29 protein-coding genes are annotated in these 26,754 nt (G+C 69.3%); 17 read left to right on the forward strand and 12 right to left on the reverse strand.

Going from position 1 to position 26,754, the window contains the following annotated elements; all coding sequences use genetic code 11:
- The first annotated feature begins 48 nt into the window (after positions 1-48).
- Positions 49-336: a methyltransferase domain-containing protein gene (locus tag ABZ297_RS11360; RefSeq protein WP_355343085.1), complete on the forward strand. Its 288-nt coding sequence runs from the start codon at positions 49-51 to the stop codon at positions 334-336.
- Positions 337-637: 301 nt separating this feature from the next.
- Positions 638-820, forward strand: a complete 183-nt coding sequence (locus tag ABZ297_RS11365) for a hypothetical protein (RefSeq protein WP_355343088.1) — start codon at positions 638-640, stop codon at positions 818-820.
- Here the strand turns inward: ABZ297_RS11365 and ABZ297_RS11370 are convergent.
- The 3 genes from ABZ297_RS11370 to ABZ297_RS11380 form a co-directional block, all read right to left on the reverse strand.
- On the reverse strand, positions 817-2,043 hold the full coding sequence (locus ABZ297_RS11370) for a lipase (protein WP_355343090.1): 1,227 nt from the start codon (positions 2,041-2,043) through the stop codon (positions 817-819). The two genes, ABZ297_RS11365 and ABZ297_RS11370, sit on opposite strands and share 4 nt — an antisense overlap.
- A 124-nt stretch (positions 2,044-2,167) precedes the next feature.
- Entirely contained in the window at positions 2,168-2,806 is a 639-nt protein-coding gene (locus ABZ297_RS11375; protein WP_355343093.1) for a response regulator transcription factor, read from the reverse strand.
- 43 nt (positions 2,807-2,849) lie between these two features.
- The gene (locus ABZ297_RS11380) at positions 2,850-3,995 is read right to left on the reverse strand and encodes a sensor histidine kinase (protein WP_355343096.1); all 1,146 of its coding nucleotides are present in this window, start codon (positions 3,993-3,995) and stop codon (positions 2,850-2,852) included.
- Between the two features lie 306 nt (positions 3,996-4,301).
- Between ABZ297_RS11380 and ABZ297_RS11385 the strand changes: the two genes are divergently transcribed.
- From ABZ297_RS11385 to ABZ297_RS11395, 3 genes are all read left to right on the forward strand, one after another.
- A complete protein-coding gene (locus ABZ297_RS11385) occupies positions 4,302-4,862 on the forward strand; it encodes a cysteine hydrolase (RefSeq protein ID WP_355343099.1) in 561 nt (186 codons plus the stop codon).
- Positions 4,863-5,200: 338 nt separating this feature from the next.
- The gene (locus ABZ297_RS11390; protein ID WP_355343102.1) at positions 5,201-5,530 is read left to right on the forward strand and encodes a helix-turn-helix domain-containing protein; all 330 of its coding nucleotides are present in this window, start codon (positions 5,201-5,203) and stop codon (positions 5,528-5,530) included.
- 113 nt (positions 5,531-5,643) lie between these two features.
- Complete coding sequence (locus tag ABZ297_RS11395) at positions 5,644-5,802, forward strand: hypothetical protein (RefSeq protein WP_355343105.1); 159 nt, start codon at positions 5,644-5,646, stop codon at positions 5,800-5,802.
- A gap of 117 nt (positions 5,803-5,919) precedes the next feature.
- On the opposite strand, the gene ABZ297_RS11400 is transcribed toward ABZ297_RS11395, so the two are convergent.
- The 5 genes from ABZ297_RS11400 to ABZ297_RS11420 all read right to left on the reverse strand — a co-directional run bounded on the left by ABZ297_RS11400 (position 5,920) and on the right by ABZ297_RS11420 (position 9,396).
- Entirely contained in the window at positions 5,920-6,177 is a 258-nt protein-coding gene (locus ABZ297_RS11400) for a hypothetical protein (protein ID WP_355343108.1), read from the reverse strand.
- Between the two features lie 126 nt (positions 6,178-6,303).
- A complete protein-coding gene (locus ABZ297_RS11405) occupies positions 6,304-7,221 on the reverse strand; it encodes a hypothetical protein (RefSeq protein WP_355343111.1) in 918 nt (305 codons plus the stop codon).
- Positions 7,218-8,153: a protein-ADP-ribose hydrolase gene (locus tag ABZ297_RS11410; RefSeq protein ID WP_355343114.1), complete on the reverse strand. Its 936-nt coding sequence runs from the start codon at positions 8,151-8,153 to the stop codon at positions 7,218-7,220. Before ABZ297_RS11410 ends, ABZ297_RS11405 begins: the two co-directional genes overlap by 4 nt.
- An 88-nt stretch (positions 8,154-8,241) precedes the next feature.
- Positions 8,242-9,009 (reverse strand): nuclear transport factor 2 family protein, encoded by a 768-nt coding sequence (locus ABZ297_RS11415; protein WP_355343117.1) that lies wholly within the window; start codon positions 9,007-9,009, stop codon positions 8,242-8,244.
- Between the two features lie 165 nt (positions 9,010-9,174).
- A complete protein-coding gene (locus ABZ297_RS11420) occupies positions 9,175-9,396 on the reverse strand; it encodes a hypothetical protein (RefSeq protein WP_355343120.1) in 222 nt (73 codons plus the stop codon).
- A gap of 123 nt (positions 9,397-9,519) precedes the next feature.
- On the opposite strand from ABZ297_RS11420, the gene ABZ297_RS11425 reads away from it, so the two are divergent.
- Positions 9,520-10,422 carry a helix-turn-helix transcriptional regulator gene (locus ABZ297_RS11425; protein WP_355343123.1) on the forward strand — a complete coding sequence of 301 codons (903 nt, stop codon included), beginning with the start codon at positions 9,520-9,522 and terminating at the stop codon, positions 10,420-10,422.
- Positions 10,423-10,503: 81 nt separating this feature from the next.
- On the opposite strand, the gene ABZ297_RS11430 is transcribed toward ABZ297_RS11425, so the two are convergent.
- Positions 10,504-11,625 (reverse strand): Gfo/Idh/MocA family oxidoreductase, encoded by a 1,122-nt coding sequence (locus ABZ297_RS11430; RefSeq protein ID WP_355343126.1) that lies wholly within the window; start codon positions 11,623-11,625, stop codon positions 10,504-10,506.
- Positions 11,626-11,717: 92 nt separating this feature from the next.
- Between ABZ297_RS11430 and ABZ297_RS11435 the strand changes: the two genes are divergently transcribed.
- From ABZ297_RS11435 to ABZ297_RS11445, 3 genes are all read left to right on the forward strand, one after another.
- Entirely contained in the window at positions 11,718-12,353 is a 636-nt protein-coding gene (locus ABZ297_RS11435) for a TetR/AcrR family transcriptional regulator (protein ID WP_355343129.1), read from the forward strand.
- A 344-nt stretch (positions 12,354-12,697) separates the two neighbouring features.
- Positions 12,698-13,582 (forward strand): DUF2268 domain-containing putative Zn-dependent protease, encoded by an 885-nt coding sequence (locus tag ABZ297_RS11440; protein WP_355343132.1) that lies wholly within the window; start codon positions 12,698-12,700, stop codon positions 13,580-13,582.
- A 10-nt stretch (positions 13,583-13,592) separates the two neighbouring features.
- A complete protein-coding gene (locus ABZ297_RS11445; protein WP_355343135.1) occupies positions 13,593-14,351 on the forward strand; it encodes a MerR family transcriptional regulator in 759 nt (252 codons plus the stop codon).
- 107 nt (positions 14,352-14,458) lie between these two features.
- Here ABZ297_RS11445 and ABZ297_RS11450 read toward each other — a convergent pair whose 3' ends face one another.
- Positions 14,459-14,971, reverse strand: a complete 513-nt coding sequence (locus tag ABZ297_RS11450; protein WP_355343138.1) for a helix-turn-helix domain-containing protein — start codon at positions 14,969-14,971, stop codon at positions 14,459-14,461.
- Between the two features lie 91 nt (positions 14,972-15,062).
- On the opposite strand from ABZ297_RS11450, the gene ABZ297_RS11455 reads away from it, so the two are divergent.
- On the forward strand, positions 15,063-15,560 hold the full coding sequence (locus ABZ297_RS11455) for a hypothetical protein (protein WP_355343141.1): 498 nt from the start codon (positions 15,063-15,065) through the stop codon (positions 15,558-15,560).
- 9 nt (positions 15,561-15,569) lie between these two features.
- On the opposite strand, the gene ABZ297_RS11460 is transcribed toward ABZ297_RS11455, so the two are convergent.
- A complete protein-coding gene (locus ABZ297_RS11460; protein ID WP_355343144.1) occupies positions 15,570-16,325 on the reverse strand; it encodes a LysR family transcriptional regulator in 756 nt (251 codons plus the stop codon).
- A gap of 133 nt (positions 16,326-16,458) precedes the next feature.
- On the opposite strand from ABZ297_RS11460, the gene ABZ297_RS11465 reads away from it, so the two are divergent.
- Positions 16,459-16,680, forward strand: coding sequence for a DUF1737 domain-containing protein (locus ABZ297_RS11465; RefSeq protein WP_355343147.1), 222 nt, complete (start codon positions 16,459-16,461; stop codon positions 16,678-16,680).
- A gap of 24 nt (positions 16,681-16,704) precedes the next feature.
- Positions 16,705-16,977 carry a DUF3303 family protein gene (locus ABZ297_RS11470; RefSeq protein ID WP_355343150.1) on the forward strand — a complete coding sequence of 91 codons (273 nt, stop codon included), beginning with the start codon at positions 16,705-16,707 and terminating at the stop codon, positions 16,975-16,977.
- A gap of 564 nt (positions 16,978-17,541) precedes the next feature.
- On the opposite strand, the gene ABZ297_RS11475 is transcribed toward ABZ297_RS11470, so the two are convergent.
- Positions 17,542-21,090, reverse strand: coding sequence for an alpha-N-acetylglucosaminidase TIM-barrel domain-containing protein (locus ABZ297_RS11475; RefSeq protein WP_355343153.1), 3,549 nt, complete (start codon positions 21,088-21,090; stop codon positions 17,542-17,544).
- A gap of 189 nt (positions 21,091-21,279) precedes the next feature.
- Here ABZ297_RS11475 and ABZ297_RS11480 point away from each other — a divergent pair, with 189 nt between their 5' ends.
- The 5 genes from ABZ297_RS11480 (at position 21,280) to asnB (ending at position 26,743) form a co-directional block, all read left to right on the forward strand.
- Positions 21,280-22,425, forward strand: coding sequence for an ROK family protein (locus tag ABZ297_RS11480; RefSeq protein WP_355343156.1), 1,146 nt, complete (start codon positions 21,280-21,282; stop codon positions 22,423-22,425).
- Positions 22,426-22,664: 239 nt separating this feature from the next.
- Positions 22,665-23,297 carry a TetR/AcrR family transcriptional regulator gene (locus tag ABZ297_RS11485; protein ID WP_355343316.1) on the forward strand — a complete coding sequence of 211 codons (633 nt, stop codon included), beginning with the start codon at positions 22,665-22,667 and terminating at the stop codon, positions 23,295-23,297.
- Between the two features lie 81 nt (positions 23,298-23,378).
- Entirely contained in the window at positions 23,379-24,590 is a 1,212-nt protein-coding gene (locus ABZ297_RS11490) for a cytochrome P450 (RefSeq protein WP_355343159.1), read from the forward strand.
- Between the two features lie 7 nt (positions 24,591-24,597).
- A complete protein-coding gene (locus ABZ297_RS11495) occupies positions 24,598-24,732 on the forward strand; it encodes a hypothetical protein (protein WP_355343162.1) in 135 nt (44 codons plus the stop codon).
- 169 nt (positions 24,733-24,901) lie between these two features.
- Positions 24,902-26,743 carry an asparagine synthase (glutamine-hydrolyzing) gene (gene asnB, locus ABZ297_RS11500; RefSeq protein ID WP_355343165.1) on the forward strand — a complete coding sequence of 614 codons (1,842 nt, stop codon included), beginning with the start codon at positions 24,902-24,904 and terminating at the stop codon, positions 26,741-26,743.
- The last annotated feature ends 11 nt before the right edge of the window (positions 26,744-26,754 follow it).

A 26,754-nucleotide genomic window follows, 5' to 3' on the forward strand; every position in this document is an offset into this window, starting at 1 on the left:
TTGCTAACGCGACTTTTCGTTCGCAACCCCGACACTAGCGTGGCTGTCATGAACGACACTTCGGTGGCACGGTTCTACGATCAGCTGGCAGCTGACTACCACCTCATTTACGCCGATTGGGACAGCGCAGTGGAACGCCAGGGCAAGGCCCTGGATGCAGTGATCCGCTCAGCCCTTGGCGCGGAGTCCGCTGCGGTGCTGGACTGCGCGTGTGGGATCGGCACCCAGGCCGTTGGCGTTGCACTGCTGGGGCACCGGGTCACGGGTACCGACATCAGCCCGGCCGCCGCTGAGCGTGCGGGGCGGGAAGCAACATCGAAGGCGGCGTCTTCGTAGGGGAGCGCTGGGCGAAATGCGCCGCATGCTACGCAGGGAATATGACTGGCGTGTCGCGGTACGGCGTACCACTTACTGGGCCCTCACCAAGGAGCAACTGACCGGTTTTGTGACTGAGGCCGGATTCGACGCACCCGCGTGGATGCTGCCCGAAGACAGCTTGTTCGTCCAGCCTCTCCTCACGGCACGGGTTCCCTGACGGGGCGGCCCCTTGGCGCGCCCCCGTATCCCTCGAGACCCAGGTAGCCACCCCTTCGCGCCACACCAGACTCAGGCGTTGGCCGTGTCGTCGCGCTGGTCAATGACGGCATCGGTCCTCGCCGAACTCCTTAGTCAGCCCGTCGGTGATGCGGAAGACCCCGCCCACAGCCCCACCACCGACCCCACCGTGGTACGGCTGCGCGAAGCTCTGGCCCTCAACGCCGCCCACGACGACGGAGACGACGAAGACGACGAAGACGACGAACTGGAGCTACTCGACTAGGGAATGAAGGTGACCTCGGGGAATCTCGGCGACGGGCCGTCCAGCAGGTGGCCCCTGCCGCGCAGGTGCTGGTCGAAGAAGGCCAGCGGGTAGGCCCGCTGGACGGCCTCGCCACGCGCGGGGGCGAGTGTGCCGATCTGCTCGGCGAGTTGGGCGGGCGTCCACTTCAGCAGTGAGGCCACCTGCGGGGCGATCATCTCCATGTCGCCGTAGGAGACGTGCTCGACCCCTTCGGTCGTGATGTTGAGCTTCCAGCCCTTGAGATTCGACCAGAACGTGGCCAGGTCAGGGATGCGGGTGCGGACGGCCTTGGTGGCGGTCATCAGCATGTACGGACGGTCCAGCCCTGCGGTGACGACCGGGCCCGCCACCGGGCCGTCCATGGCGAGCCCCGCCTTGATCCGCCGGTCCTCGAACATGGCCGACGCGACCGTGGGCCCGCCGGCCGAGTAGCCGAACATGCCGACCCGGTTCAGGTCGAGCAGGCCGCACAGTCCCATGGGGAGCTTGCGGTGCTCGGCGTCAGGGTTGCCGCCGCGGTTCAGCACCGCCAGCTGGTCCAGGACGAAGCGGGTGTCGGCGATGCGCTGCTCGTAGATCACCTTGCCGGTCTCGCCGCCGTCCTGAGCCGGAGGCACCACCCGGCCGTCGGGGAACTCCACCAGGCCGTCATAGGTGTGGTCGATCGTGGCCACCACGTATCCCCGGCTGGCCAGCTCCTCGACCACCACGGTGTTGGCCGAGCGGAAGGAGTCGTTGCCCGGGGAGTACAGCACCACAGGCACCCGCCCCCCACGCCGGTCGGCGGGCGCGCCCTCGTGCCCGTGGGTCCGCGGCAGCAGCACGGCCCCCGGAGGCAGACCCTCCTCGCGCAGGTACTCGGCCGCCGCCTTGGGCGGCAGCCACGGCGCGACCGGGTGCCCGGCGACCTTACTGGCCGGGTAGGTCAGGCTGATCATCAGTTCGCGGTCGCGGCCGGCGCCCGCGAAAGGGTCCTTCCTTGAACGGTCGACCAGATGCAGGGACACCGTGCCGAGCGGGGAGGGCCCCGCGGGCGCCGGCAGGGTCAGCTGGGGCGGAGCCGCGGCCTGGCGCGGCGACTGTGCCTGGCCCGCTGCTTGAGCCTGTGTCCTGGTCTCTGTCTTGGCCTGGACGGCAGTCGGTACGGCCAGCGACGCGACGGCCAGCAGGGCGGCGGCGCACACCACTCGAGGGGAGGTCAAAACGCACTCCTTCAGATCTTTTGAAGTGGGAGTGCTCCGAAGCTAGTGACGTGCTCCGGCCGAGGTCGTCTACCCCAGGGCTCATCTCGCACCGGTGGACTACGCCCTCCGGCTGATATCAGGTTCAGCGGACGGAGACCAGCCCGCTGCGGTAGGCGATGATCACCAGGTGCACGCGGTCGCGGGCGTCCAGCTTGGTCAGCAGGTGCCTGACATGGGTCTTGGCCGTGCCCGGCCCGATGTGCAGCCGCTCGGCGATCTCGCCGTTGGACAGTCCCTCGGCGACCAGCGTGAGCACCTCCCGCTCGCGCCTGGTGATGCCCTCCAGTTGCTCAGGCCGGTCCCGTCCGGCGAACTCACTGATCAACCGCCGCGTCACGCTGGGGGAGAGCAGCGCGTCGCCCGCCGAGACGACCCTGACCGCCGTGAGCAGGTCCCTGGCGGGGGTGTCCTTGAGCAGGAACCCGCTGGCCCCGCCGCGCAAGGCCGCGTACACGTAATCGCCCAGGTCGAAGGTGGTGAGGATCAGCACCTTCGTGTCGCCGGACGAGGTGATCAGGCGGGTGGCCTCCAGACCGTCCATGCCGGGCATCCGGATGTCCATGAGCACCACGTCCGGCGCCTGCGCGCGGACCACCTTGACGGCCTCCAGCCCGGTGCCGGCCTCGCCGACGACGGTCAGGTCCTGGGCCGTGTTCACGATGCCGCACAACCCCGCCCGTACGAGGGCCTGGTCGTCGGCGACCACCACGCGGACGGTCACGTCGCGCGCCCGGGTACGGCGAGAGCGGCGGTCAGGGCGAGGTTCATGCCGGGTGCTCCGTGGAGGGGAGGGGGAGGGTGGCGGTGACGCGGAAACCGCCTTCGGGCAGGCCCGCCGCGTGGAACGCGCCGCCGTACAGGTGCGCGCGCTCACGCATGCCGACCAGGCCGTGGCCCGGGGACGGCCCGCCGGCTTTCCGGCAGCCGAGGCCGTCGTCGGCGACCTCGATGGACAGCTCGTCCGGGCCGTAGCGCAGGGTCACCCTGGCGGAGCCGGTGGCCGCGTGCTTCACCACGTTGGTCAGCGCCTCCTGCACGATCCGATACGCCGACAGGTCGATCCCTGAGGGCAGCGCGCGCGGCTGCCCGGTGATGGTGAGCTCCACCCGCACCCCCGCCCCGGCGGTCCGCTCCACGAGCGGGTCGAGGTCGGCTAGCCCGGGGACGGGCGCCAGCTCGGGTCCTTTGTCGCGCTCCTCCTCGCGGAGCACGCCCAGCAGCCGCCGCATCTCGGCCAGGCTTTGGCGGCCCGTAGTCTCGATGGCCGCGAGCGCGGCCCGCGCCTCCTGCGGGTCGTCGTCGATCACCAGGGCGCCGAATCCTGCCTGTACGGTGACCACGCTCATGCCGTGCGCGACGACGTCGTGCAGCTCGCGGGCGATGCGCATCCGCTCGTCGGTCACACTCTGCCTGGCCAGCCTTGCCTGGTTGCGCAGCAACTCCCCGAGGTGGCGGCGATGCATGCCCACGGCGTACCCGACGGTCCAGACGGTGGTGAACAGCAGCACGGAGATCACCAGGGCACCGCCCACGCGCGGGAAGTCGGGAGCCCCGGTCGCCGCGGCGGCGGCCAGTGCCGTCCCAAGCGCGACGAAGGCGGTGCGCGGACGGCAGAGGGCCGCCACCGCGTACAGGACGTAGGCCACGGACAGCATCCCCAAGATGATCGTCCTGCGCTCGACCAGCTCCGCCGCGACCAGCCCGGCCAGAGCGATCGCGAGCGCGACGACCGGCCGCTGACGGCGCAGCGCGATCGGCAGCGCCGTCACGACGACACCCGCGGGGACGGCCGCTAACCTCTCGGCCCCACGGACCTCGTTGGCCAGCAGCAGGAAGGCCGGGAACGCGTAGCCGATCGCGGCGAGCCGATCCAGCGCCAGCCAGTGCCCCGGCCGGATTCGCCTGATCATCGGCGGATGCGGTTCGACATGCGGCGTGACGTGCACGGCCCAAGGATCGCATGCTCAACTTCGGCCGTCATATCCGTCATCTGGCCGCTCAGGAAGGCCAGCCGAGCGAAAGAGCTAAGCAGGCCGCGCCCGGGGGGCGGTGGACATAGAGCCCGCAGTGCGGCCTACGCCCCAAGCCGCCTGCGCTGCGGCCAATGGCCTATAGGCGAATCTGTCCCACTATCGTCGTACTAGATCGACGACAACAACGCCAAGGATACGTCCGTGAGGATGGCCGATGGCGCGCCGTACAGACAAGGAAATCGTATGACCACCACCGCGCTCATCGTCGGCGACCTGCAGGCGGGCATCGTGGACAACTACCCCTTCGCCGCCGACGTGCTTCCCGTCATGGAGAAGGTTCTCCCCGCGGCCAGAGCCTCCGGAATCCCGGTGATCTTCGTACGTTTCGGGCTCCGGGCCTCAGGCCTTGATGTGGCAGCGGGAAACCAGTTGATCAGCGCCCTGCACGGGGCGGGGACGCTGTTCCACGAAGAATCCCCCGAGACGCTCGTGCACCCGCGCATCGAGCCGTTGCCGGGCGAGGCCGTCGTCCTCAAGCACCGCGCCAGCGCGTTCGCGGCGACCGACCTCGATCTGCTCCTGCGCGCCCAGCGCATCGACTCGCTCGTGCTGACCGGTGTTGCGACCGGGGCGATGGTCGCCGCCACGTTCTACGACGCCGCCGACCGCGACTACCGCCTGACCGTGCTCAGCGACGCCTGCGCCGACGGGGAACCGGACGTGCACGACTTCCTGATCAACCGCGTCTTCCCGGCCAGGGGTGCTGACGTCCTCACGGGCGACGAGTGGATCGCCCGCCTGTGATGAGCCGTCAGTATTGAAGATCTGGGCCATGTCCGCGATGAGACGGCGCACTTGACCGCTCAGCCGTCGATGACAAGAGCTCAAGGTCCGATGTCACGGGACAGGCGACGAGTGGCAGCGATCGTTTCCGCTCGAAGGTGATGTCGCTGAGAAGTAACAGCGCCCGGGGCACGCACGGTTCTGAGAGGGCCCTGATGCGGCAATGCATCAGGGCTACCCGGCGAGAAGACCGCGGCGAAGGAGGGTTCGGGTCAGCGGAGGTCGCGGATGAGATTGCCGATGACGGATTCAACCTGCGTGCACGCACCGACCGGCCTGGTGACCCGGAACCGTGCCAGGTGGCCACGATCGACGAGGTGTGGGCCAGCGCGACGCTGTCCGCGCTGGCCCAGATACTGGCCGCGCACGAAGCGCTGCCCCGCAGGCTTGGGCCGGCGGTCCGCGCCCACGATGTCGAGCACGGCACCGCCTATGCGTCCACCCTCCTCGCCTACCTGGACGCCAACAGGGATATCGCGGCCGCCTCCAAGCAGCTGGCCGTGCACCCGAACACGATCAGGTACCGGCTTTCCCGCGCCGAGACGATCTTCGGGTTCGATCTCGCCAACCCGGACGAGCGTCTGGTGCTGTGGCTGCGGTTGCGGCTCGGCGACCAGCTCGGCTGGTGAGCCTTATCGGCGACGGCGAAGGTGCTCCTGACGAAAAAACATCAGGGTGGAAATAGCTGGGCGGGTCGGCGTGTTACAGGCGACTAGTTCAACCTTCAACTAGAGGAGGGCTCATGGAGATCGAGAGCCTGTTCATGCTGATCATGGGAGTGCTGGTCGCCGCCGCGGTGGCGATCTGGCCGGCCGCGATGGCACTGAAGGGGATCAAGCAGGGCGAATGGCCGGTGCTTCGGCGGCGTCTGGTGGTCTATCGCGGCTTTATCGTCCGCTGAGCTCTGCATTCGGGGCATGGAAGCAGAACTTCCGTACGTCTTGGCACACCCGGCCGTCCCACTCGACGGCTCGAGCACGGGCTTCGAACCGGACAAGGCTCGCTTCTACGCGCCGGCTCAGACCGGGGCGGGCAGATGGATCGAGGCGAGTTTGGCCGGGTCGACGACGATGTGGATACCGGTGATCCGGCCTTCGGTGACCGTGAAGGCGATGACGGAGAGAGGGGTTCCGTCGGGGCGCCAGGACATGTGGCCGGGAAGGCCGTTGACCAGAACGGGTCGGTGGCGGGCGACCTCGCCGGAGAACATGCGGGCGCCGGCGGCGACCTCGGTGGCGCCGAGGCTGACGACCACACACGTCCAGGCCCAGCACATGATTGAGCTGATCGAAACGGAACACACCCCCCGCCAGGGAGTATGGCCACCAGCCACCAGAAGTCGGTGGCCGCCCATCACCAGATCTCGGCCGTGTACCACCAGGTCCGGTTGGTGGTCAGCGGGTCAGGCGGTCAGCAGGTCGCCGATGTCGGCGGCGATGCCCAGGGCCCGGCCAGTCAGCTGGGCGGGCACTTCGGGGTGGCCGGGGTTGACGCGCACCAGGCGGCCGCCGGGGTGGGCGCGGGCGATGCGCTCCATCGGCCCGCGGATGACGCTGGGGGTGTTGTAGCCGCTGCCGATGTCGAGCACGAGCAGTCGTGTATCGGCTGGGCTCTCCTCCAGCCAGGCCTGCAGCCGCCGGCCCGCGAGCAGGTAGGGGTCGGGCAGGTATTCGGGGCCTTTGTGTACGTTGAGGAAGACCTCGCCGCCGCAGCCGGGGCAGGACGGGATGGCCGCGGGATCGGTGATGCGGCCGGTGGCCGGGTCGTAGGCGGCCAGGGCCGCGGTGATGATCGGCTGGCTGGGCCAGGTGGTGCGGGTGCAGGGCCGCTCGCACTGGTAGCGGCCGTAGTCGCCTTGCGGGGTGAAGATCCGGTCGGCGTCGAAACCGTTGCGGGCGAACAGGGCATCGACGTTGGAGGTCATGACGAAGTGGTCGCGCTCGCCGATCAGGGCGCGCAGCTGCTGGTAGACGGGGTGCGGGCCGGGAGAGAAGCGGATGTCGGCCACATGCACGGCCCAGTAGCCCCACAGCAGGTCGGGTGGGAGCGGCAGGCCGATGAGCTGGTAGCGGGCCCGCAGTCCTCGGCGGTACAGGGCGGGGAACAGTTCGGCGAAGCGCCGGGAGTCGCCGTAGTCGTAGCCGGCGGCGACCGACAGTCCGGCACCGGCGCCGATGAGGATCCGGTCGGCTTCCTGGAGCCAGGAGCGCAGCGCATCGGCGCCGGCGTGCACGTCGGTCACCACGGCGCCGGTCTTGGCACCGGCAGTGGCGGTGGGAGTGGCGGTGGGAGTGGCGGTGGCGTGAGGGCGGTAGGTCATGACGGCTGCTCCCATGCGGTGAGTGCCTGCTGGTAGACGGCGTCGTCGCCGGCGCCGTAGACGGTGAAGACCACCTTCTGCGGGTGGCCGGGGTGCGAGCTCAGCCAGTCGGCGACGGTGCGCAGTGCCACGCGGGCGGCGGATGCTTTGGGGTAGCCGAACACGCCGGTGCTGATCGCGCAGAATGCCACGGTGCGGATGCCGCCGACGGCGGCGGCCAGGTCCAGGCAAGTGCGGTAGCAGGCGGCCAGGTCGGCCGCGTGGCCGGGGCGCAGGGGGCCGTCGACGACAGGCCCGACGGTGTGCAGCACGTAGCGGGCGGGCAGGTGGTAGCCGCGGGTGATCTTCGCGGTGCCGGTCGGTTCCGGCCTCACCTGCCGGGCCATGATCAGGGCGCAGTCGTCGCGCAGCCGGGGGCCGGCGGCGCTGTGGATGGCGTTGTCGACGCACGGGTGCAGGGGGCGGAAACAGCCGAGCAGGGCGCTGTTTGCGGCGTTGACGATGGCGTCGGCGGCCAGGGTGGTGATGTCGCCCCGCCACAGCGCGGTGTGCGCGGCGGCCGGGTAGGCGGTGTGCGGGATCTGCTCGGCGATGGACGGCAGTGCCGAGGCCGCCACCGCGGCGCGGGTGATGCGCTCACCGCCCAGCAGCGCATCCAGCGCGGCCGCGGCCTGTCGCGCGAGCGGGCCGGGCTCGCGGACGGCCATGAGCGCCCGCAGCAGCCGACGGGCGTCGGCGTCGGCGAGCTGGGCGGCGTGGCCGTGCGGGCTCAGCTGCTTGGCCGCCGGATCGGCCTGCAGCAGATCCAGCGCGCTGCGGGCCAGCGCGCCGAGCCGAGGGGCCGGGGCGGGATCGGCGATCGGGTGAAACGGCTGGTCAAGGTCGATCAGGTGCCGGTAGTCGGCCAGGTCGAGCAGGTGGCCGGTGGCCATGGACAGCTCCTGCGCAGAAGGGACACGCGTCAGCCCGCGGCCGGCCTGCCGCCTGCGCGAAGGGCAGGGGCAGGCCGGCGGGGGCGGGTCAGAACAGGCCGTTGCCGTGCGGCAGGTCGGCCGGGATGGGGGCGATGACATCCCAGTGTTCGACGATCTTGCCGTCGGCCACGCGGAACAGGTCGTAGTAGGCGACCGGGACGCCGAACTCGCCCTCGGCGACCACCAGCACGAACTCGCCCTCGGCGATGACCTTGTGGATCTGCTTGTAGACGAGGTTCCTGCCCTGGCCGGCCCAGCGGGCTGCGGCCGCGCCGAACCCGTCCAGGCCGTCGCCGGCCTCCGGGTTGTGCTGGTGGTAGGTCACGGTGGAGATGTAGTCGCTCAGCACCGCGTAGTCGGCACCGACCAGGACCTTCTCGGCGAATGCGGTCACCAGCTCCCGGCTGGCCTCGGTCGTCTCCGACGGGGTGATCTGGGCGGGGCCGTCGGTCTGGGACCGGCCCGAGACCGTGGTGGCCACCACCGGGGTCAGCGCGTCCCAGTGCTCGGCGAGCCTGCCGTCCTCGACGCGGAAGATGTCGAAAGCGACCAGCGGCTCGCGCCCGAAACCGTGGTAGACGCCGTGCAGGGCGACCAGGTCGCCGTCGGCGATGACGCGGACGCCCTCGTAGCGGAAGTCGTCCGGCAGACCGGCCACCAGCTGCCGCAGCGCCTCGGGGCCGTCGGCGGCCAGGGCGCTGTGCTGGATGTAGCCGGGGGCGGCCCAGCGGTCTACGGCGGAGGGGTCCTTGTCGCCGAACAGCTGCCCGGCGGCGTGCAGCACGGTGATCTTGGCGTCGTTGGTGGTGGTCATGGCGTGTGCTCCTTGTCGATGGAAGATGCGATGGGAGATCGGTGATCGCCGGTAGCGGTGGCGGGACAGGACCAGATCAGGAAGGGGGAGCGTCCCGGTAGGCCGGCAGCGCGGCCGTCAGGTCCGCAGCCGTCGACAGCGCGCCCCCGAGGCGGTGGGCGCCGCCTACGGCGTGCAGCAGCAGCGAGTGAGTGCGCCGATGCGCGCCTCGGCCGCGGCCGGCTGCGGGTAGGCGGCCACCGGCCCGGCCCGAGCCCCGGAAAACAACCCGGCCGGCAGCACCCGAAGGTCGATGCACTCGGCATTGGCCGCGGCGAACGCCTCCAGTGCCGCACCGAAGCCGTAACACCAGGGACAGTAAGCGTCGATGGCATACCTCACTCGCACCCGTTCCACCGTCCGCCCCTTTCTCAGGCTTGCCTGCAGGCGCCACCGCTGCGTCCCCGACGTACGGTGGCACTCCCAAAGGTAGGGTTCGAACTGGTAGGGCACCGGATACGCTGATGACTGATGATGGTGAAAAACCGACACGATGCCGAGCGGGCCATCCCGGAGGTCGCCTTCGCCGCTCCGGTCGGCACCCCGGCCGGCATTGAGGTGATGCCCCTGGCCGACCTTCGCACCCGCATCCGTCGGCAGCACCTGGCACGGCCGCAACGGCCCGCCTTCCACCACCTGCTGACCCTGCACGCGGGCGAGCTGTGGCACACGGTCGACTTCACTGGATACGCCCTCACTCCCGGGACGTGGTTGTGGGTACGCCCCGGCCAGGTCCAGCAGTGGAGCGACCTGACCCGGGCCGAAGGCACCTTGATTTTGTTCGAGCCCGACTTCCCTGACCCCGCCACCGCCGCGGCGGCCCGCCTGGACGACCCCCACGCCCCGGTGGTGCGGACCGCGGCGGGCGACGACCGGCAGGCGCTGACCATCGCCGTCGACCATCTGCACCACGAGTTCCGCGCCCTGGGACAGCTGCCGCTGGAAGCGCACGTCACCGCTCTGCGCCATCTGCTGGCCGTGCTGCTGCTGCGCCTGACGTACCTGGCCACGCCCACCGGCAGCCCTGCCCCGGAACCCGGGCAGACCTACCTGCGTTTCCGCGACGCCGTCGAGACCGGCTTCACCCGCACCCACCGGGTCGAGGACTACGCTCGCGCCCTGGGCTACTCACCGCGCACTCTGTCACGCGCCACGCTGGCCGCTGCCGGCATCGGGGCCAAGGAGTTCATCGACCGCCGCATCGTCCTGGAGGCCAAACGACTGCTGGCCCACGGTGACCAGCCGGCCGCCCACATCGCAGCCCGGCTCGGGTTCTCCAGCGCCACCAACTTCAGCAAGTACTTCCACCAGCGCACCGGCACGACCCCGATCGCTTTTCGCGCGACTGTGCGCGGCCCGGGCCGGCAGGACTGACCCGCCGCACGCCTAAAGGCGATGCCCGGCAGGTCCTGGCGCTCGTCCATGGCCAGGTGGAAGCGGTCGTAGGGACACTATTCAACCCACGGATTGGCGGGTTCCCGTTTCCGCGGAGAGCCTGATGGCGTCAAGAAGGCGGTGCAGCCGCAGACCGGCGTCGAAGTCCGGGACGACGCGTGAGCCGGTGCGCAGATCGAGGGCCAGTCGGGCATACATCTGGGCCACGTTGAAGCCCTGTGCGGCCGGATCAATCCCGGAGGTCCAGCGGTATCGGCTGGGGATCGACAGTTCCCGCCAGGTGGCATCCGAGGCGTCTGTCCCGAGCAGGCGCAGTTCACCGATCTGGATGCCCGCCGGGCCGCCTGCTGCGGTGGAGACGATGGCGAGGTCTGCCTTGGTGCCGGAGATTTCCAAGCGGGTCCGGGCATCGGTCTTCTTGGCGTCGTGGATGTGAGCGGACACGACGGCGCCGCTGACGAGGGTCGCGTTGAGGAGGAGGTGGTCGGGGCTCGTCGCCTCGACCACCTCGCCGGTTTCGGCGACGGTGGAGACGGGGTGCTGTAGGGACAAGGTGGCCGAAACATCGCTGATGCTGCCCAGCAGGTGCTGCAGCGCATCGAGCGTGTGCCCGCCCGCGACCTCGAGCGTTCCGGCGCCCGTGTCGCGGTCGAGAGTGTAGGCGGCCCAGGCGGGGATACGGCCCTCGGCCCCCTTGCCCCGGGCGGCGTACACGGTGGCTGAGGTCACACGTCCTAGATGGCCGCCCGTGACCAGTTCGCGGGCGTAGGCGATCGCAGGGGCATAGCGTGCCTGCAACCCAATCGCGTGGTGGACACCTGCACTGCGGGCTGACTTCGTGAGGGTGTCGGCCTCGTCGGTGGTCCGGGCCAGCGGCCACTCGCAGTACACATGCTTTCCGGCTGCCAGCGCGGCCTCGACCAGTTCGGCATGCGCGGGAACCTTGACGGTGATGACGACCAGGTCCACCTCGGGGTGCTCGGCGAGTTGCCGGGCGTCGGTGAAGGCCTGCGCGGCGCCGAACTGGCGTGCCGCCGCACTGGCGCTCTCGGGACGGCTGGTGCCGACCGCGGTGATCTCATACTCCGGTAGTGCCGCCAAGGCCGGCACGTGGGCCCGAGCGGCCCAGCCCCGGCCGGGGCTCGCCCCGATGATGCCCACCCGGATCTTCTTCGGTTCCATTCCTGGCCTCCCACGACAACCGGACAAGTTCTGTCCGGTTAAGACCCTAGCCAACCGGACAGGAGCTGTCCACTTGTCGGTAGGATCAACGCATGAGCCAGCCGTCCAGCGCAGTAGACCGCCTGCTCGTCGACGAGTCGGGGCGTCGCCCGCGTGCCGACGCGCGGCGCAATCTCGAGCGCTTGGTGGAGGCCGCCCGAATCGCCGTTGCCGAGGTCGGCGTCGGAGTCTCCGCACACGCGATCGCGGACCGAGCGGGTGTCGGTGTCGGCACCTTCTATCGGCGGATCCCCTCCCTTCAGGTGCTTCTTGAGACGGTGCTCGACGAGATCCTCGACGAGATCGCGAACGTCGCCGATCGAGCTCTGGAGGATCCGGATCCCTGGCACGGACTCTGCGTATTCGCGGCGGCTTACGTACGCCTGCGGGCCGAGAGCTGCGGTGTCAGCGAGGCGCTCGGCGGCGCCTGCGGAGACGCCCTCGCCCAGCGTCTGACGGAACTGCGAGGACGCATTCGGCGTCTCGTGGAGCGCGCCCAAGCGGCCGGCGCCATGCGCACCGACATTATCTGGCAGGACGTCCCATTCCTGTTGGCCGCCGCTGCGACGGGTGAGCACACCCTAGGCATGCAAGCGAGCGATAAGCAGTGGGAGCGCAATCTTCACATCATCCTCGACGGACTCCGCCCGACACCCCCCAGCACCCTGCCCGGCGCTGCGCCGGCCTGAAGCCCGTCATGGGAGGGGCGACCACGCGCGAGGTGTCGGCGAACGGCGCGGGCCCGCGGCCGGGTCGGCGGACGCCGCCCCAGGTTCACCCCCGACCAGGCCACACTCGCTCAGGAGCTGTCCGCACACCGGTAGAACGCAAGTGCGCGTGGATGCTGTTCACCGCGGACTGCAAGACCGAGGAGCTGCGCACACTGGAACAGCGGCTGACCAAGTTGCGTGAGTCCATCGCAGCGGCGAACCGCCGGTCATGACGGGACTGGGTGACGCCATGCCGGCCGTACCTCGACGAAGAGCGCCGCTGGTTTGACCTTGACGCTGCGTCAACTTCTAGCATCGGGGCCATGTCGATCACTGTTCTTGACACCTACTCCGCCATGCGGCGGATCCTGCTGGCCCCGGTCGCGGAGCGCGCTGACCTGCTGCGTTCGATGCTGGAACCCAACAGCGGCATGTACCGCTACTACCCCGGCGAGGTCGACCTGGTGGCCATACACCTCGAAACGTCCGGGTTCCCCATCGACCGCGACGAGGAGCGTTGCCTCGACGCGCTCGAAACCCTGGCGGCGGCCGGAGCCTGGGAGCGGATGCAACGCGCGCTCGACGACGCTCTCGCCGTACTGCTGGAGGCGACGCCGGGGCTGGAGGCCCCGGACATCACCGTGCTGTTCGTCCTCGGCGATCCGGCTGACAAGCACTTCATGGGTCCCTGCCTAGGAGTGACCGGGTTCGGCGGCATCTCGGGCAACATCGCCATCACGTTCTGGCCCTTCCCCGAGAACGTGGAGCGGCTGGAGGGCACCGCCGTGCACGAACTCCACCACAACCTGAGATTCAGCCCGGGCGGGGTCGTGTGGGACCCGATGACCGTCACGGTCGGCGAGCACATCGTCTCCGAGGGCCTGGCCGACGCCTTCGCCCGCCAGCTCTACGGCGACGAGCTCGGCCCCGCCCGCATCGGCGTGCCGCACCTGCACGACGACGCGGTCTTCGACAAGGTGCTCACCGGGCTCGACGTGACAGGCATGCAGAACTTCACTGCCTGGGTGCACGGCGACCCCGGCGCCGAGCACCTCGGTGTCACCCCGGTGGGGCTGCCGATGGGCGCCGGGTACGCCGCAGGCAACCGGCTGGTCGACACCTACCTTTCGGTGACCGGGCAGACGGCGGCGCAGGCCCTGCACGCCGCCAGCTCGGAGATCATCGCAACCACGCTCCGCCGCGGGTAACACTGGAACGATGGAGTGGACGATCCAGGAGCTCGCGGCGAGGGCCGGCATCACCAGCCGTACCCTGCGTCACTACGACCGCGTCGGGCTCTTGGCCCCGTCCCGGGTCGGCGCGAACGGGTACCGCTACTACAACTCTGCCGCGGTCGCCCGGCTACAGCGGATCCTGCTCATGCGCCAGCTCGGCATGGGCTTGCCGGCCATCGCCGAGGTCCTGGCCGACGAGGTGGACACGTGCGCCGGGCTCCGTGCCCACATCGCCGCGCTGGAAGCGGAACGGGACCGCATCGAACAGCAGATCCGGTCTGTGCGTCACACGCTCGAGGCCCTGCAGGCGGGGGCGGAACCGCGGATGGACGTTATGTTGGCGGGGTTCAACGACCGCTACAAGGACGAGGTGATCTCACGCTGGGGCGAGCGCGCGTTCCAAGCGGGTAATGACTGGTGGCACGGCAAGAGCCTTGACCAGCAGCGGGCCTGGAAGCAGGACACCGAGGACCTCGTCGCCGCATGGGTCGCCGCAGCGAAGGCCGAGGTTTCCCCGACATCGGAGCACGCTCAGTCACTGGCTGCCCGGCACGTCCAGTGGCTGAGCCAGATCCCGGGTACTCCCACGGCCGAGGGCGACCGGGAGCGCTCGATCGAGATGGTGAAATGCCTGGGGGACATGTACGTCGACGACCCCCGCTTCGCCGGCATGTACGACGACGCCGCGGGGGCGACGTTCGTCCGCGACGCACTGCAAGCGTACGCACGGACCAGGATGTAGCTCGTGTGGTTCGCACCCTGCCGGGCGCAGGCCCATCGGTGAGCCGGTAGCGAGGCCCGCAGGCCCTCCCTCATTTCAACAACTCCGAAGATCGTGTCACTGCGTACTCAACCTCTGTGGTCAGTACACCTAGCGGGGTCCAGGAAGCGGGCGCCCGGTCCGGGGGCGCGGTAGACGGCTTCCGGTGGTAGACGGGTGTGCCCCGCAGCGCATTCGAGAACGACCCTCACCGGCTCCTCGCAGGCGGTGTCATCGTCGGCGGGGCGGTGCCGGACGATGACCGACGGCCCCTGCGGGTCGGCGAGATACTTGTCGCCCCACTCCAGTAGGGCAACCAGCGTGGGCCGCAGGTCCTGGCCCTGTTCAGTGAGGTGGTATTCGAAGCGCTGCCGGTCGCCGGGTTCCTGGTAGGGGACGCGTCGCATCACTCCGGCCGCCACGAGGGTGTCGAGCCGGGTGGCCAGAAGGTTGCTCGCTATGCCGAGGCGGGCCCGGAACTCCCCGAACCGGCGTGCTCCGTCCAGTGCCTCGCGCACGATCAGCAGCGACCAGCGTTCACCCACCATCGCGAGGGCGCGGGCCACCGAACAGTTCACGGGGTCGATCCGCTGAATCTCCACGGGCTGATCGTACCGATCTGGGTTGACAATTTCTACTCAGCCTCCTTAGGCTCCGGGCGCTGAGTTGAAGAAATAAACCGAGGAGGCGGCCATGCCCATGCTCGACGTGTACATCCCCGACGGTGCGCTCCAGCCCGATGCCGAGGCAGCACTGCTGAACCAAATCACCGAGATTCTGATCCGCTACGAGGGATTCGACCCCGCCGACCCGGTGACCCGGTCCGTCTCCTGGGTCTTCCTGCACCGGCCGGTCGCCGTCTACGTTGGCGGATCGCCCGCGAACGCGCCGCACTACAAGGTCGTCCCGTCTGTCCCTGAGGGGCAGCTCGACGAGAAGACGCGGGCGGGCGTCATCGCTGACGTCACCGAGGCGATCCTGGAGGCCGAGAACGGTGCCTGGCCGCGCGATGCCGGCCGGATCTGGGTGTTCCCCACCGAGATCCCTGAGGGCCACTGGGGTGGGTACGGGGAGGTCAGGCCGCTCGCGACGATCCTCGCCCGGCTCACCAAGCACGACACCGAGCGGGCCCGCGGGCTCGCCGCACAGCGCATCGCCGCCAGCCGAGCCGAACACACCCGCCTGCCGTAGCCAGTGTCTTCAGGGGCACTCAGAGATTGGCGCCGCGCTCGCCCCTGCCGGCCCACAGGCGGCGTCGGTGGCGACCGCGAGTGGGTCGGGGACGAATCCTGCTGCCCCGCACGCCTGGCGGATCAATTCGTGGCAGGTGGCCGGCGGACTGGGCAGCAGCCACTGGGCGTCGTGCAGGTCGCGCAGGTCGACAGGCCGGTCCTGAGCCAGGCCACGGCGGGCGGCCTCGTCGGGGTGCAGGGCCAGCACCACGGGGTCGTCGGCGAGGCGTGTGATCGCGCAACCGTCCGGGACCTCGGGCGGCGCCAGCGTATAGGAATAGACGACCGCGACATCGGCCCGGCCACTGCGGAGGACCTCCAGGGCTGCCTCCGGCTCGCCCTCCACGATGCGCAGCTGCTGCGGGAAGTCAGGGTCGGCTTGCAGCCGGGCCCAGAGTCTCGGTAGGAGCACCCGCCCCGCAGATGGGAACACGGCCACGGTGACGGTGCCGGTATGACCAGACCGCCAGGCCGCCACGTCGGCGTCGACGGCCGCGAGACTGCCCAGAATCACCTCGGCGTGCTCCACCAGCCGACGCCCGGCTGCAGTGAGCCGCAGGGTCCGGCCCTCCTTCTCCAGCAGCGGCACCCCCGCCTCCCGCGCCAGCGCCGCCAATTGCTGCGACACGGCCGGGCCGGTCAGGTGCAGAGCCTGCGCGGTCGCGGCGACGGTCTGGTGGACCGCCAGCTCGCGCAAGAGCCGGAGCCGTCGGACGTCCAACACCGAAGGAATCCTTTGCGTTCGGCCAAGAAACACTAACTGGATCTACACCACCGCATGCGCCACGCTTCAGACATACCCCTGGAACCTACTCAATCAAATGTTGTCAACTAGTCACCCTGAAAGGCGCCCGCACATGAGCCAGCCGCCGAACAGCCTGCCGATCTACCGCGTCCTGACCGGCCCCGACGACGCGAGCTACTGCCTGCGCGTCAGCGAGGCGCTGGCCCTGGGATACCGGCTGCACGAGGGACCAGCCCTGGCGTACGACAGCGAGAAGGTCATCGTCGCGCAAGCGCTGGTCTGGCCCGCAGCCGTGGACGCCGACACGGCCACCGACACCGGCTCCGAGCGGTAGCGAGGCGGTCCCGACATGCGCTACATGGTGATCGAGACTTTCACCCACGGCCCTGGGCCGGTCTACGAGCGAGTGGCTGTGTCAGGCCGCATGCTGCCGAACGGGCTCCGCTATGTCGACAGCTGGATCGCTGATGACGGCCACTTCGACACCTGCTACCAGCTCATGGAGGCCGAAGACCCTGCGCTGCTCGACACCTGGATCGAGCGTTGGCGCGACCTGATCGCCTTCCAGGTGGTCCCGGTCACGACCTCGGCCGAGGTCGCTCGCCGGATCTCCTCCGGCCCTACGAGGTGATCGTGTCCTCCAACCGGCCTCAGATTGGGAGTGACCGCCCGGGTTAGCGCGAAGAACCGGATCAGCTCATCCGGCCGATGTCCTGGAACGACCGTAACGGCTCGACCTGATCACCCGGGAAGAACCGCGTCGCCAACCCCGCCAAGTACCGGAACCGATACGAACCTTTCCAGCAAAGATCAACACCGGTCAGCCAAACCCCAGTAATCCCAGGTCAGAACCGACCTAGCGGTGACGTGTGTCGCCTCTGCCAAGACCGTGCTGGCCCTCGCCGACCGCGAGCAGGGCCCCCACGACCTGCCGGCCGCCGCCCAGGCGGCGGCCGGCAGAAGACCCGCTGCGCGGCATCGGCGAGCTGTGCGTAGGACGTGTCGATGGCGGCTCAGTTCTGGCGGGCCCGGTCCACTTCTCGCGGATCCGGGCGACCTTTACCGTGACATTGCCATCCCGGGCACAGTGCCGGAGAGCCGGGGTTCGCTCAACCGCGCGCTGCCTCTCATCCGTCCTTGGCCAGGGCTTGGCCGGCGGCTGGTCACCGCATGGCAGCGCCGATCTTGACTCCGGTCATTGCGCCGGCGTGCCGTACACGCTGACCTCAGTGAGGTGGAACGACAGGTTGGCGGTGTTGTGTGTGCCGATCACCCGGACGTACCGGGTCTTCGCCTCAGTGGTCATGGTGTCTCCGGCGTCGGTCGCGGCCCGGGGGCCACGGCGACCGCCGAGGGTGTACCAGGTGACGCCGTCGAGGCTGCCCTCCAGCCGGTACTCGTAGTAGCGCCCACCCCCGACATAGTTGCGCACATTGACGCGTGAGATGTCGTTGACCGTTCCCAGGTCGACCTGCCACCAGGTGGTGTCCCAGGTCATCTGGCCGGCGAAGTACGGCGAGTTGGCCCGGTTGCCGTCGTTCGCGTGCTCGGGGCCCCGGCTCGGCTCCCAGCTCAGCGCTGTGACCGGCTTGCGGAGGCTTTGCAGCGTGTCCCCCGCGCCGTCGCGTGCGGTCGACGGGGTCGATGCAGGATCGGTCAGTATGGCGATTGCCTGCTGGCCCGTGTACCGGTTGGACGCGCTGACGAACAGGCCGACGTCGAGCGTGACGCCGGCGCCCGGGACGCGGGCCGACCCGATCAGCGCCCAGTTCTTGCCGTCGCTGCTGCAAGAGCCGGTGAGCCGGTCGCCGGACCTGCCGATGCGCACCTGCACGGGTGGCGTGAACCCGCCCACTTCGGCGTATGAGTCGAGCTGCCCGTTGCCGTCGGAATCCCAGCTGAACACGCAGCCGTGGCCGGGAGTGATGGCGATGTTCGCGTAGCCGGTGGACCCGGGGGTGGCCAGGTCGTCGCTCACCACCAGCCCGGCCCGGGTGAACTCCGACGAGCCGTCCTGCCTCAGCACCGTGCTCGCGAGCCGCTGACCGTCGGCCAGGGCGTCCCTGCGGTAGGCAGTGGCCAACTCGTTGGTCTCTCGCCACAGGTCCGCACCACCCGCCGCGATCGCGATCCCGTCACCGGTGGTGGCGAACTCGGCCTGTGTGTTGCTCATCGTCTGGTACGACGCGGGCACGGCTCCGGCGATCAACAGGCGCGTCGAGGCGATGTCCTGCTGAGCGACGTCGTCAGATCGCCAGGAGGCGGTGACGTCAAGCGCCGGAGTACCGCCCGGGGCCTCGGCGGCGGGAACGGTCACGGTCCACGTCGTGGTGAGTTCGTCGCGCGGGGCGATGTGGTCGGAGCGGGTCGGGGAGGTCGCCTGCACCTGGTATCCGTCTGGGGCATCGAGCCGGAGCGTGACCTTGCCGGTGGGCCGCAGCGTGTTGTCGTTGGTGAACACGGCGGTGACCTGTACCGTCCCGCCTGGCTTGACGCCCTTGCGGTCGACCTCGATGGTCACCGCGCCGTCCGGCAGTGCGGCCACCCGGCTCGCTTCGAGGTAGGAGTCGCCGCGTGGCTCGGAGGCCAGCTCGGTGCCGGACCTGGCCCAGCCCTGGGCTACGGCCGGCCAGTCGATCGGCTCGGGGTACTCCTTGCCCGAGCGCAGCGCGGTCTTCAGGCTGTCGAAGAACATCTGCCACCGCTTGGCGTAGTACTGCCCCACAAGGCCGTTCATCTCCCTGCGGGCGTAGTCCTGCAGACGGGCGCCGGTGGCCCAGAGCGTGACCAGCGACCTGAGGTTGAAGTCCAGGGTCGCTGCTTCGGCCGGGGTAGCGGCCTGCCGGCGGGCTTCCTTCTGCCACACCCCGAGCAGGAAGTGCTCATCGGTGCCGAGCAGCCGATCCATCAGCCGCATATGGTCCAGCCACTGACCGGTGAGGCGCTCGAAGCGTGTGAAATCTTTGGCGCGGTAGGCGGCGCGGATCTTGGGCAGCTCCAGCCGGCTGTGGTTGGCCAGCACCTGCCGTGCGACGTCGACAAGGTCGTAGCGGTAGGCGCCCGAACGGCGCAGGCGCCGGTCGATCTGGAGCAGCTCGTCGAGCGCCTTGTCGAAGGTGGCGATGTCGTACTGCAGCGGGTAGCCGGTGTTCGCCAGGCCGGGCTCATCGTCGTACAGGCCGGTCACGTGCCGGGTGTCGGCGCCGGCGGGCCAGCTGTAGACGGTGTCGAGGAGGATCCGCCATGCGGCCTTGGCGTGTGGATCGTCGTCGCCGTACCGGGCGGTGGCGTAGTCGTCGAACCACTGCCGCATGTCGACCGGGCCGTCCTGCCACGGCATGTCGGTGAAGAACGCGACCGCGGCCGGGTTGTTGTCGATGGCCTCGGGCATCAGTGCGATGCCGTTCATCGCCGTGCCGGGCTTGCCGCGCCAGGCGTGGAACTTTTCGTTCCACAGCGTCAGCCTGGCGCCGAGGTTGACATGGCCGCCGAAGTTCCAGATGGTGCCGAACGCGTACCCGGTGCCGAAGAAGTCCTTGTCCCGGTCGGTGGTGCCGGATTCCTCGCTGACGCCGTCGACGATGAACATCTTGGTGCGGTCGATGGCCTGAAGCGTCGCTGGCAGAGGGTTGCTCTGCCAGCCCAGGATCGTCCACAGCGCCCCGGGATGGGCGGTGTTCAACGCCCGCTGCACCGCTTGTGACGCCTGCGCCACGTTGACCGTGCCGGCTGTGCCACCCTCGTGCAGCAGGTCCATCTTGTACATCGTGCTGGAGCCGAACAGTTCGGTCTGCACCTGGTAGAACGTGGCTGCTACGCGCTCGAAGACGGGATCTGTCGGGTCGAGCCAGTGTGGGCGTTCGAGCTGGTTCCAGGTGCCCTGCGGGACCGTGTTGGCGCCCGGATTGCGGGCCTTGAAGTCGGTCGGCACGGTGCCGAAGTAGCCGGGCAGCACGGGGACCATGCCCAACGAACGGAGGCGGTCAGCCATCTTGCGGCCGAGGTCGACCCGTTGATCGATGAGTTGCTGGGAGATCGGGCTGTCGGTGCAGCACATGTTCTGCAGCAGCCACCAGGACTGGTGGCCCGGCTGCGGGATCCACTCGCGCATCTGCTGGTCGGAGTAGCCGAACTCCATGAAGGTTCGCTGATAGACCGCCTCCTGGCCCTCGTAGACGAGCACCTCGTTGATGCCGTGCAGCGCGAGGACATCGATCCGCCGCTGCCACTCCGGCCAGCTCAGATACGCACCCGCGTAGCCCTGGTTGGTGTCGTTGAGGGCGAAGCGGTGATCCACTGAGGAGTCCTTGGCGATGGGTGCCGCGGGTTGTGGGAGGTGCTTGGGCAGGTCGACCTGGGAACCGTTGATCGAAATGTCAGCGTGCGCCACCTGGCGCAGGTAGTAACCGAAGCCGGTCAGCTGAACCGCGGGCGTCGTGCCGGCGACGACGAGACGGCCATTGTCGGCGTACACCTGGAACCGGTCTTTGCCCGCGCCCTTGTCGATCGCGCGCAGGGTGACCTGCTTGGCGCGCGATGTCCCGATCAACCGCTCCAGGGCCTGCGCGGCTGGGCTGTCGAGCCGGGGAGGTGCCGACGGTGGGGGCGTGTCGGCCGCCGCCCTGGGTTGGGAGACGAACGGGGCAGCGAGCATCGTGAGCAGGACGGCGAGCGCCGTCAGGCGCGGTCGCCATCGTCGTGGTAAGAGGGTGGCGGGGCTTTGCGGCTCGCGGGAACGGGTCATGGGGCGGCCACCTCCGAGGGGGCGAGTAAGGGGCCTATTATGTAAAGACCTTTCGTAAGATCTCTGCGAAACATACTCAGCGCAGGCGGCCAGGCGGTCAAGATCTCGCGATGGCTGTTGATGAATCGGACAGCACGAGGGGCTCGGATGAAGGAGGAACGGCCAGCGGGTACGCCGGTGCTGCGGAGGATGAACCGGGCCGCGGTGCTCGACGCAGTCCGACGGCGCGCGCCCGAGCAGGTGCGGTTGGCTGAACTCACCCAGCTGACCGAGCTCACCCGCCCGACGGTCGCCCAGGCTGTGGAGGATCTGCTGGCCGCCGGCTGGCTGCGGCAGCACGCACCGCGGTCGGCCGCGGTGGGCAGACCGGCGACGCGGTTCTCACTGAACGGCCGGGCGGCTCCCGTGCTCGGCCTGGACGTCGGCCCGCACACCGTGACGGCGGGGATCGCCGACCTGGCCGGTGAGCGCCTTGCTGTGATCCGTCGGCCGATCAGTCGTCGCGGCGCCCGGCACCTGCTCGAGGCGGTCGATGAGGTGACGGGTGAGGCTCTGGCGATGGCCGACCTGGCCGCCGAGCACATCACGGCGGTCACCGCGGCGACCCCGGGCATCGTCGAGGTGACCACCGGCCGGGTGCTGTTCGCCCCCAGTGTGCCGGGCTGGTCGGAGATCGACCTCGCCGGCCACCTGCGGGCTCATTTCAGGTGTGCGGTCACGGTGGAGAACGACGCGAACCTGGCTGCGCTGGCGGCCGCCCACCAACGCACCGGCGCGGGCACCCTGCTCGCGGTTCAGTGGGGCGAGCGGCTCGGAGCCGGTGTCGTCATCGATGGGCAGCTGCATCGGGGCGCTGGCCAGGCCGGTGAGATCGGCTTCATCCGTCCCATCGGTCACCTTCCCGACGCGGCCGGGGATGGTCGTGGGCCGTTGGAGCGCGCGATCGGCGCCGAGGCGATCGTCGATCTCGCCCGCCGCTGCGCCGCAGAGCATCCGGAGTCCAGGCTCGCCCGTGCGACGGACGCGGCTGCCGTCTTCGCGGCGGCCGCCGGTGGTGACCCGATCGCCGCCGAGGTCGTCGACCGGGTCGCCGCGGTCTTCGCCGAGGCGATCGCGCCCGTTGTCCTTGTGCTGTCCCCGCACGCGATAGTGATCGGGGGTGGCATCGCCCGAGCTGGCGCGGTCTTGCTGGATGCGATCGCACGGCGCCTCGAAGGCCTGACCCTCACCCCGCCAAGCGTGGAATTGTCGGAGTTGGCCGAAGGCGCTGTGCTCACCGGGGCGATCCAGATGGCCCTGGACGAGGTGTGGCGCAACACCCTGACTGCCTGCTGAACGGGGTTCCTTCGGCCGCCATGCGGGCCGTTCTTGAGACGGCCTGAAGGAAGTTGACGGGATCGGCTGGTGCCAGTTCCTCGTGTGGTCCCGCGACGCCGGCCGGGCGAGCTCGAGGCCGAGCACGCCCGCCTCTCTTTGAAACGGCAGTAGCTTGGCGGTATACGGCGGGTAGGCGAAGGGCTACGGTGCATGCAACGCGTCGGCGGCGCGGATCGCATGCAGGAGGGACGAGCGTGATGTCGAGCGGTGATGCGGCTTCCGCGCTGCGGGAAACGCGCGGGCCGCGCAAGGTTCCGCTGAGCAATCCCGATCGACGCCGGGAGGTACTGGATGCCGTCCTGGAGCTGCTCGCCGAGGTGGGCTATGAACGGTTGACCATGGACATGGTCGCGCAGCGCGCCCGGGCCAGCAAGGCCACGCTCTATCAGCGCTGGCCGTCCAAGGCCCGCCTGGCGGTGGCCGCCCTGGAACAGCACCGGCCACACATCACCGACCACGACACCGGTTGCCTCGTCGAAGACCTGCGACACCTGCTCATCTCGTGGCTGGCCGGCTGGACGCACCTCGACCGCGGACTGGCGATCGCGCTGCTGGAGGGCAGCAGAACCGACGCCGAGCTCGCCCGCCTACGCCGCGAGCGGCTGCGCCGTCCGCTCCGCCAGGCCGCCCAGGCGATGCTTGCCCGAGCACGTCAGCGCGGGCAGATCCCCGACGGCGTTGATGCGGACCTGCTGTTGGAGATGCCGTTGTCGCTGGTGCTGATGCAGGTGCTGATCGAAGGCGCAGAACCCGACCGCAGGCTCGTCGACCGGGTCGTGGACCGGGCGCTGGCTCCTCTGCTCGCCAGCCCACATGAACACGGAAGGTGATGACTCCGGCATTGTGCGTATAGTACGGAGGCGTACTATGGGGCTGTGAGCACCACCATCGGATGAAGGGGGAGCCGTCCCATGAACGCAGCCCAGTCCCTCACCGTGACCTTGCCCACGCAGCGCAGCTGCCCGTTCGATCCGCCCTCGCAGTACCAGAGCCTGCAACAACGGCGGCCGATCGCGCCTCTGGCCTTCCCCGACGGCACCGTGGGCTGGCTGCTGACCCGGCACAAGGACGTCCGTGCGGTGCTGGCCGACGACCGGTTCAGCTCCGACCGCGAAAGGGCATCCTCCCCGGTGCGCCGCAACCCGTTCCGCCCCGAGGACCGCCCCGGGATGCTGCTGAACATGGACCCCCCGCAACACACCCACTACCGGCGCATGCTCACCCGCTACTTCACCGTGCGCCAGATGCGCGCCCTGGCCCCGAGGATCGAGCAGATCGTCGCCGACCACCTCGACGCCATGCACAAGGCCGGCCCCACAGTGGACCTCGTGCCGGCCTTCGCCCGGCCGATCCCCTCGCTGGTGATCTGCGAGCTGCTCGGCGTGCCCTACGCCGACCGGGACGGCTTCCAGCAGCGCACCGCCACCCTCCTCAAGATCGACATCCCCGAGGACGAAGCGAGGCAAGCCCGCCAGGCGCTGCGGCAATACATGCGCGACCTGGTCGCCACCAAACGCGAGCACCCCGACGACGCCCTGCTCAGCACCCTGATCCAAGCAGCACAGGACCCACGCACGGCGCTGACCGACGAGGAACTGGCCGGCATCGGCCTGTTGCTGCTGGTCGCCGGACACGAGACGACCGCCAACATGCTGGCCTTGGGCACCTACGTCCTGCTGCGCCACCCCGACCAGCTACATGCTCTGCGCGAGCACCCCGAGGGCATCGAACACGCGGTCGAGGAACTCCTGCGCTACCTGAGCATCCTGCAATTCGGCCCCGTCAGGGTCGCCCGCCAGGACGTCGAGATCGGCGGCCAGCACATCCGGGCCGGACAGACCGTCGTGCTCGCCCTGGCCGCCGCCAACCGCGACCCCGACCACTTCGCCCACCCCGACGAGCTCGACCTGACCCGCGAACCCTCGCAGCACGTCTCCTTCGGACACGGCGTTCACCAGTGCCTAGGCCAGCAACTGGCCCGCGTCGAGATGCACATCGCCTTCCCCGCCCTGCTCCGGCGCTTCCCCACCCTTCGCCTGGCCGTACCGCCGGAGCAGGTCCCGATGCGCGACGACATGTTCATCTACGGCGTTCACGCCCTTCCCCTCACGTGGGACAGGTGATCACGTCATGAAGATCCACATCGACCACGACCGCGCCCGCCGCGCCGCAGGCCTGTGCCCCAACGCGGTCATCCGCATCCTCGACCAGCCAGCAAAACCCAGCCCAGCGCCCGCCGCACTGCACCCAAGGGGCCGAGGCTGAAACAATCCCAGCTCAGACGCGGTTCGGCGGTTCGTCGTACCGTTCTCAACGGCACCGCCGCAGAGCGGATCCAACGTACTTCCGAGCCGTTGCCCGTCGATTATCTCTGTCGGCGGCTCGGCAGTTGACCGTGCCGACGGCATACCAGCAACCGAAACGGAGGAAGACCGTGTGCGGTATTGCGGGATGGATCTCTTATCAGCGGGATCTGCGCGCCGAGCAGGCGACCGTGGACGCGATGACGCAGACAATGGCCTGCCGCGGCCCGGACGACAGCGGCACCTGGATCCAGGACCACGCCGCACTCGGCCATCGACGACTGGCCGTCATCGACCTGCCCGGCGGCCGGCAGCCCATGAGCGTCCACGACGCGGGCAAGACGGTGGTCATGGTCTACTCCGGCGAGGTCTACAACTTCACGCAGCTGCGTGAGCAACTCACCTCCCGAGGCCACCACTTCACCACCGACTCCGACACCGAGGTGGTGCTGCACGGCTACCTGGAGTGGGGCGAGGCCGTCGCCGAGCGGCTCAACGGCATGTACGCCTTCGCCATCTGGGACGCCCGCCAGCACAAGCTCGTCATGGTCCGTGACCGGATGGGCATCAAACCTCTCTACTACCACCCCACCCCCGACGGGGTGCTGTTCGGTTCCGAGCCCAAGGCGATCCTCGCCAACCCCCTCGCCTCGCGCACCGTGACGCTGGACGGCCTGCGGGAGACGTTCGCGTTCGTCAAGGCCCCCGGCCATGCCATCTGGCAGGGAATGCGTGAGGTCGAGCCGGGCACGGTGGTCACCATCAGCCCGCAGGGCATCCGCAGCCGCGTCTATTGGTCGCTGCAGACCCGGCCGCACCCCGATGACAGGGCCGGCTCCATCACCCGGGTGCGGGAGCTGCTGGAGGACATCATCCGCCGCCAGCTCGTCGCGGACGTACCGCGCTGCACCCTGCTCTCCGGCGGCTTGGACTCCTCGGCCATGACCGCCCTGGCCGCCCGCCAACTCGCCGCGGCCGGGGAGAAGATCCGCAGCTTCGCCGTCGACTTCGCCGGCCAGAGCGAGAACTTCATCCCCGACGACCTACGCGCGACCCCGGACGGTCCCTACGTCCACGACGTGGCCAGCAACTCCGCGACCGAGCATCAAGACATCGTGCTCAACTCCGACCAACTTGCCGACCCCGAGGTACGGGTCCGCGTGATCCAGGCCAGGGACCTCCCCATCGCCATGGGCGACATGGACGCCTCCCTGTATCTGCTGTTCAAGGCCATCAGGCAGCGCTCGACGGTAGCCCTGTCGGGAGAGTCGGCCGACGAGGTGTTCGGCGGCTACCAGCAGTTCTTCGACCCCGCAGCCCGGGCCGCCGACACCTTCCCCTGGCTGGTGCGCTTCCGACAGCACTTCGGCGACGACGACCACGTCCTCAACAAGGACTTCACCAAGGCCCTCGACCTCGGCAGCTACGTACAGGACAGCTACCGCCAGGCGGTGGCCGGGATCCAACGCCTCGACGGCGAAAACGACTTCGAGTACCGGATGCGGCAGATCAGCCACCTTCACCTCACCCGCTTCGTCCGCATCCTGCTGGATCGCAAAGACCGCATGAGCATGGCGGTCGGACTGGAAGTCCGCGTGCCGTTCTGCGACCACAGGCTGGTGGAGTACGTCTACAACGCACCCTGGGAGCTGAAGTCGTTCGACGGACGGGAAAAGAGCCTGCTGCGCGAGGCCACCGCCGACCTGCTACCTCGGTCGGTGTACGAGAGGGTCAAGAGCCCCTACCCCTCCACCCAAGACCCCGCATACGCCGTAGCACTGCAGAACCAGGTCAAGGACCTCCTGAGTACCCCCTCGCACCGGGTGTTCGACCTGGTCAGCCGCGAACGGCTCGCCCGCGCCGCCAGCACCGACGTACCCCAGATCAGCCAGGCGTCCCGACGTAGCCTGGAGATGGCCCTCAACCTCGCCCTGTGGATCGACCTGTACTCCCCGGACCTGACGCTCAGCTGAGCGGGAGCGAT

The organism is Nonomuraea sp. NPDC005983, assembly GCF_040614375.1.
Lineage (GTDB): Bacteria > Actinomycetota > Actinomycetes > Streptosporangiales > Streptosporangiaceae > Nonomuraea.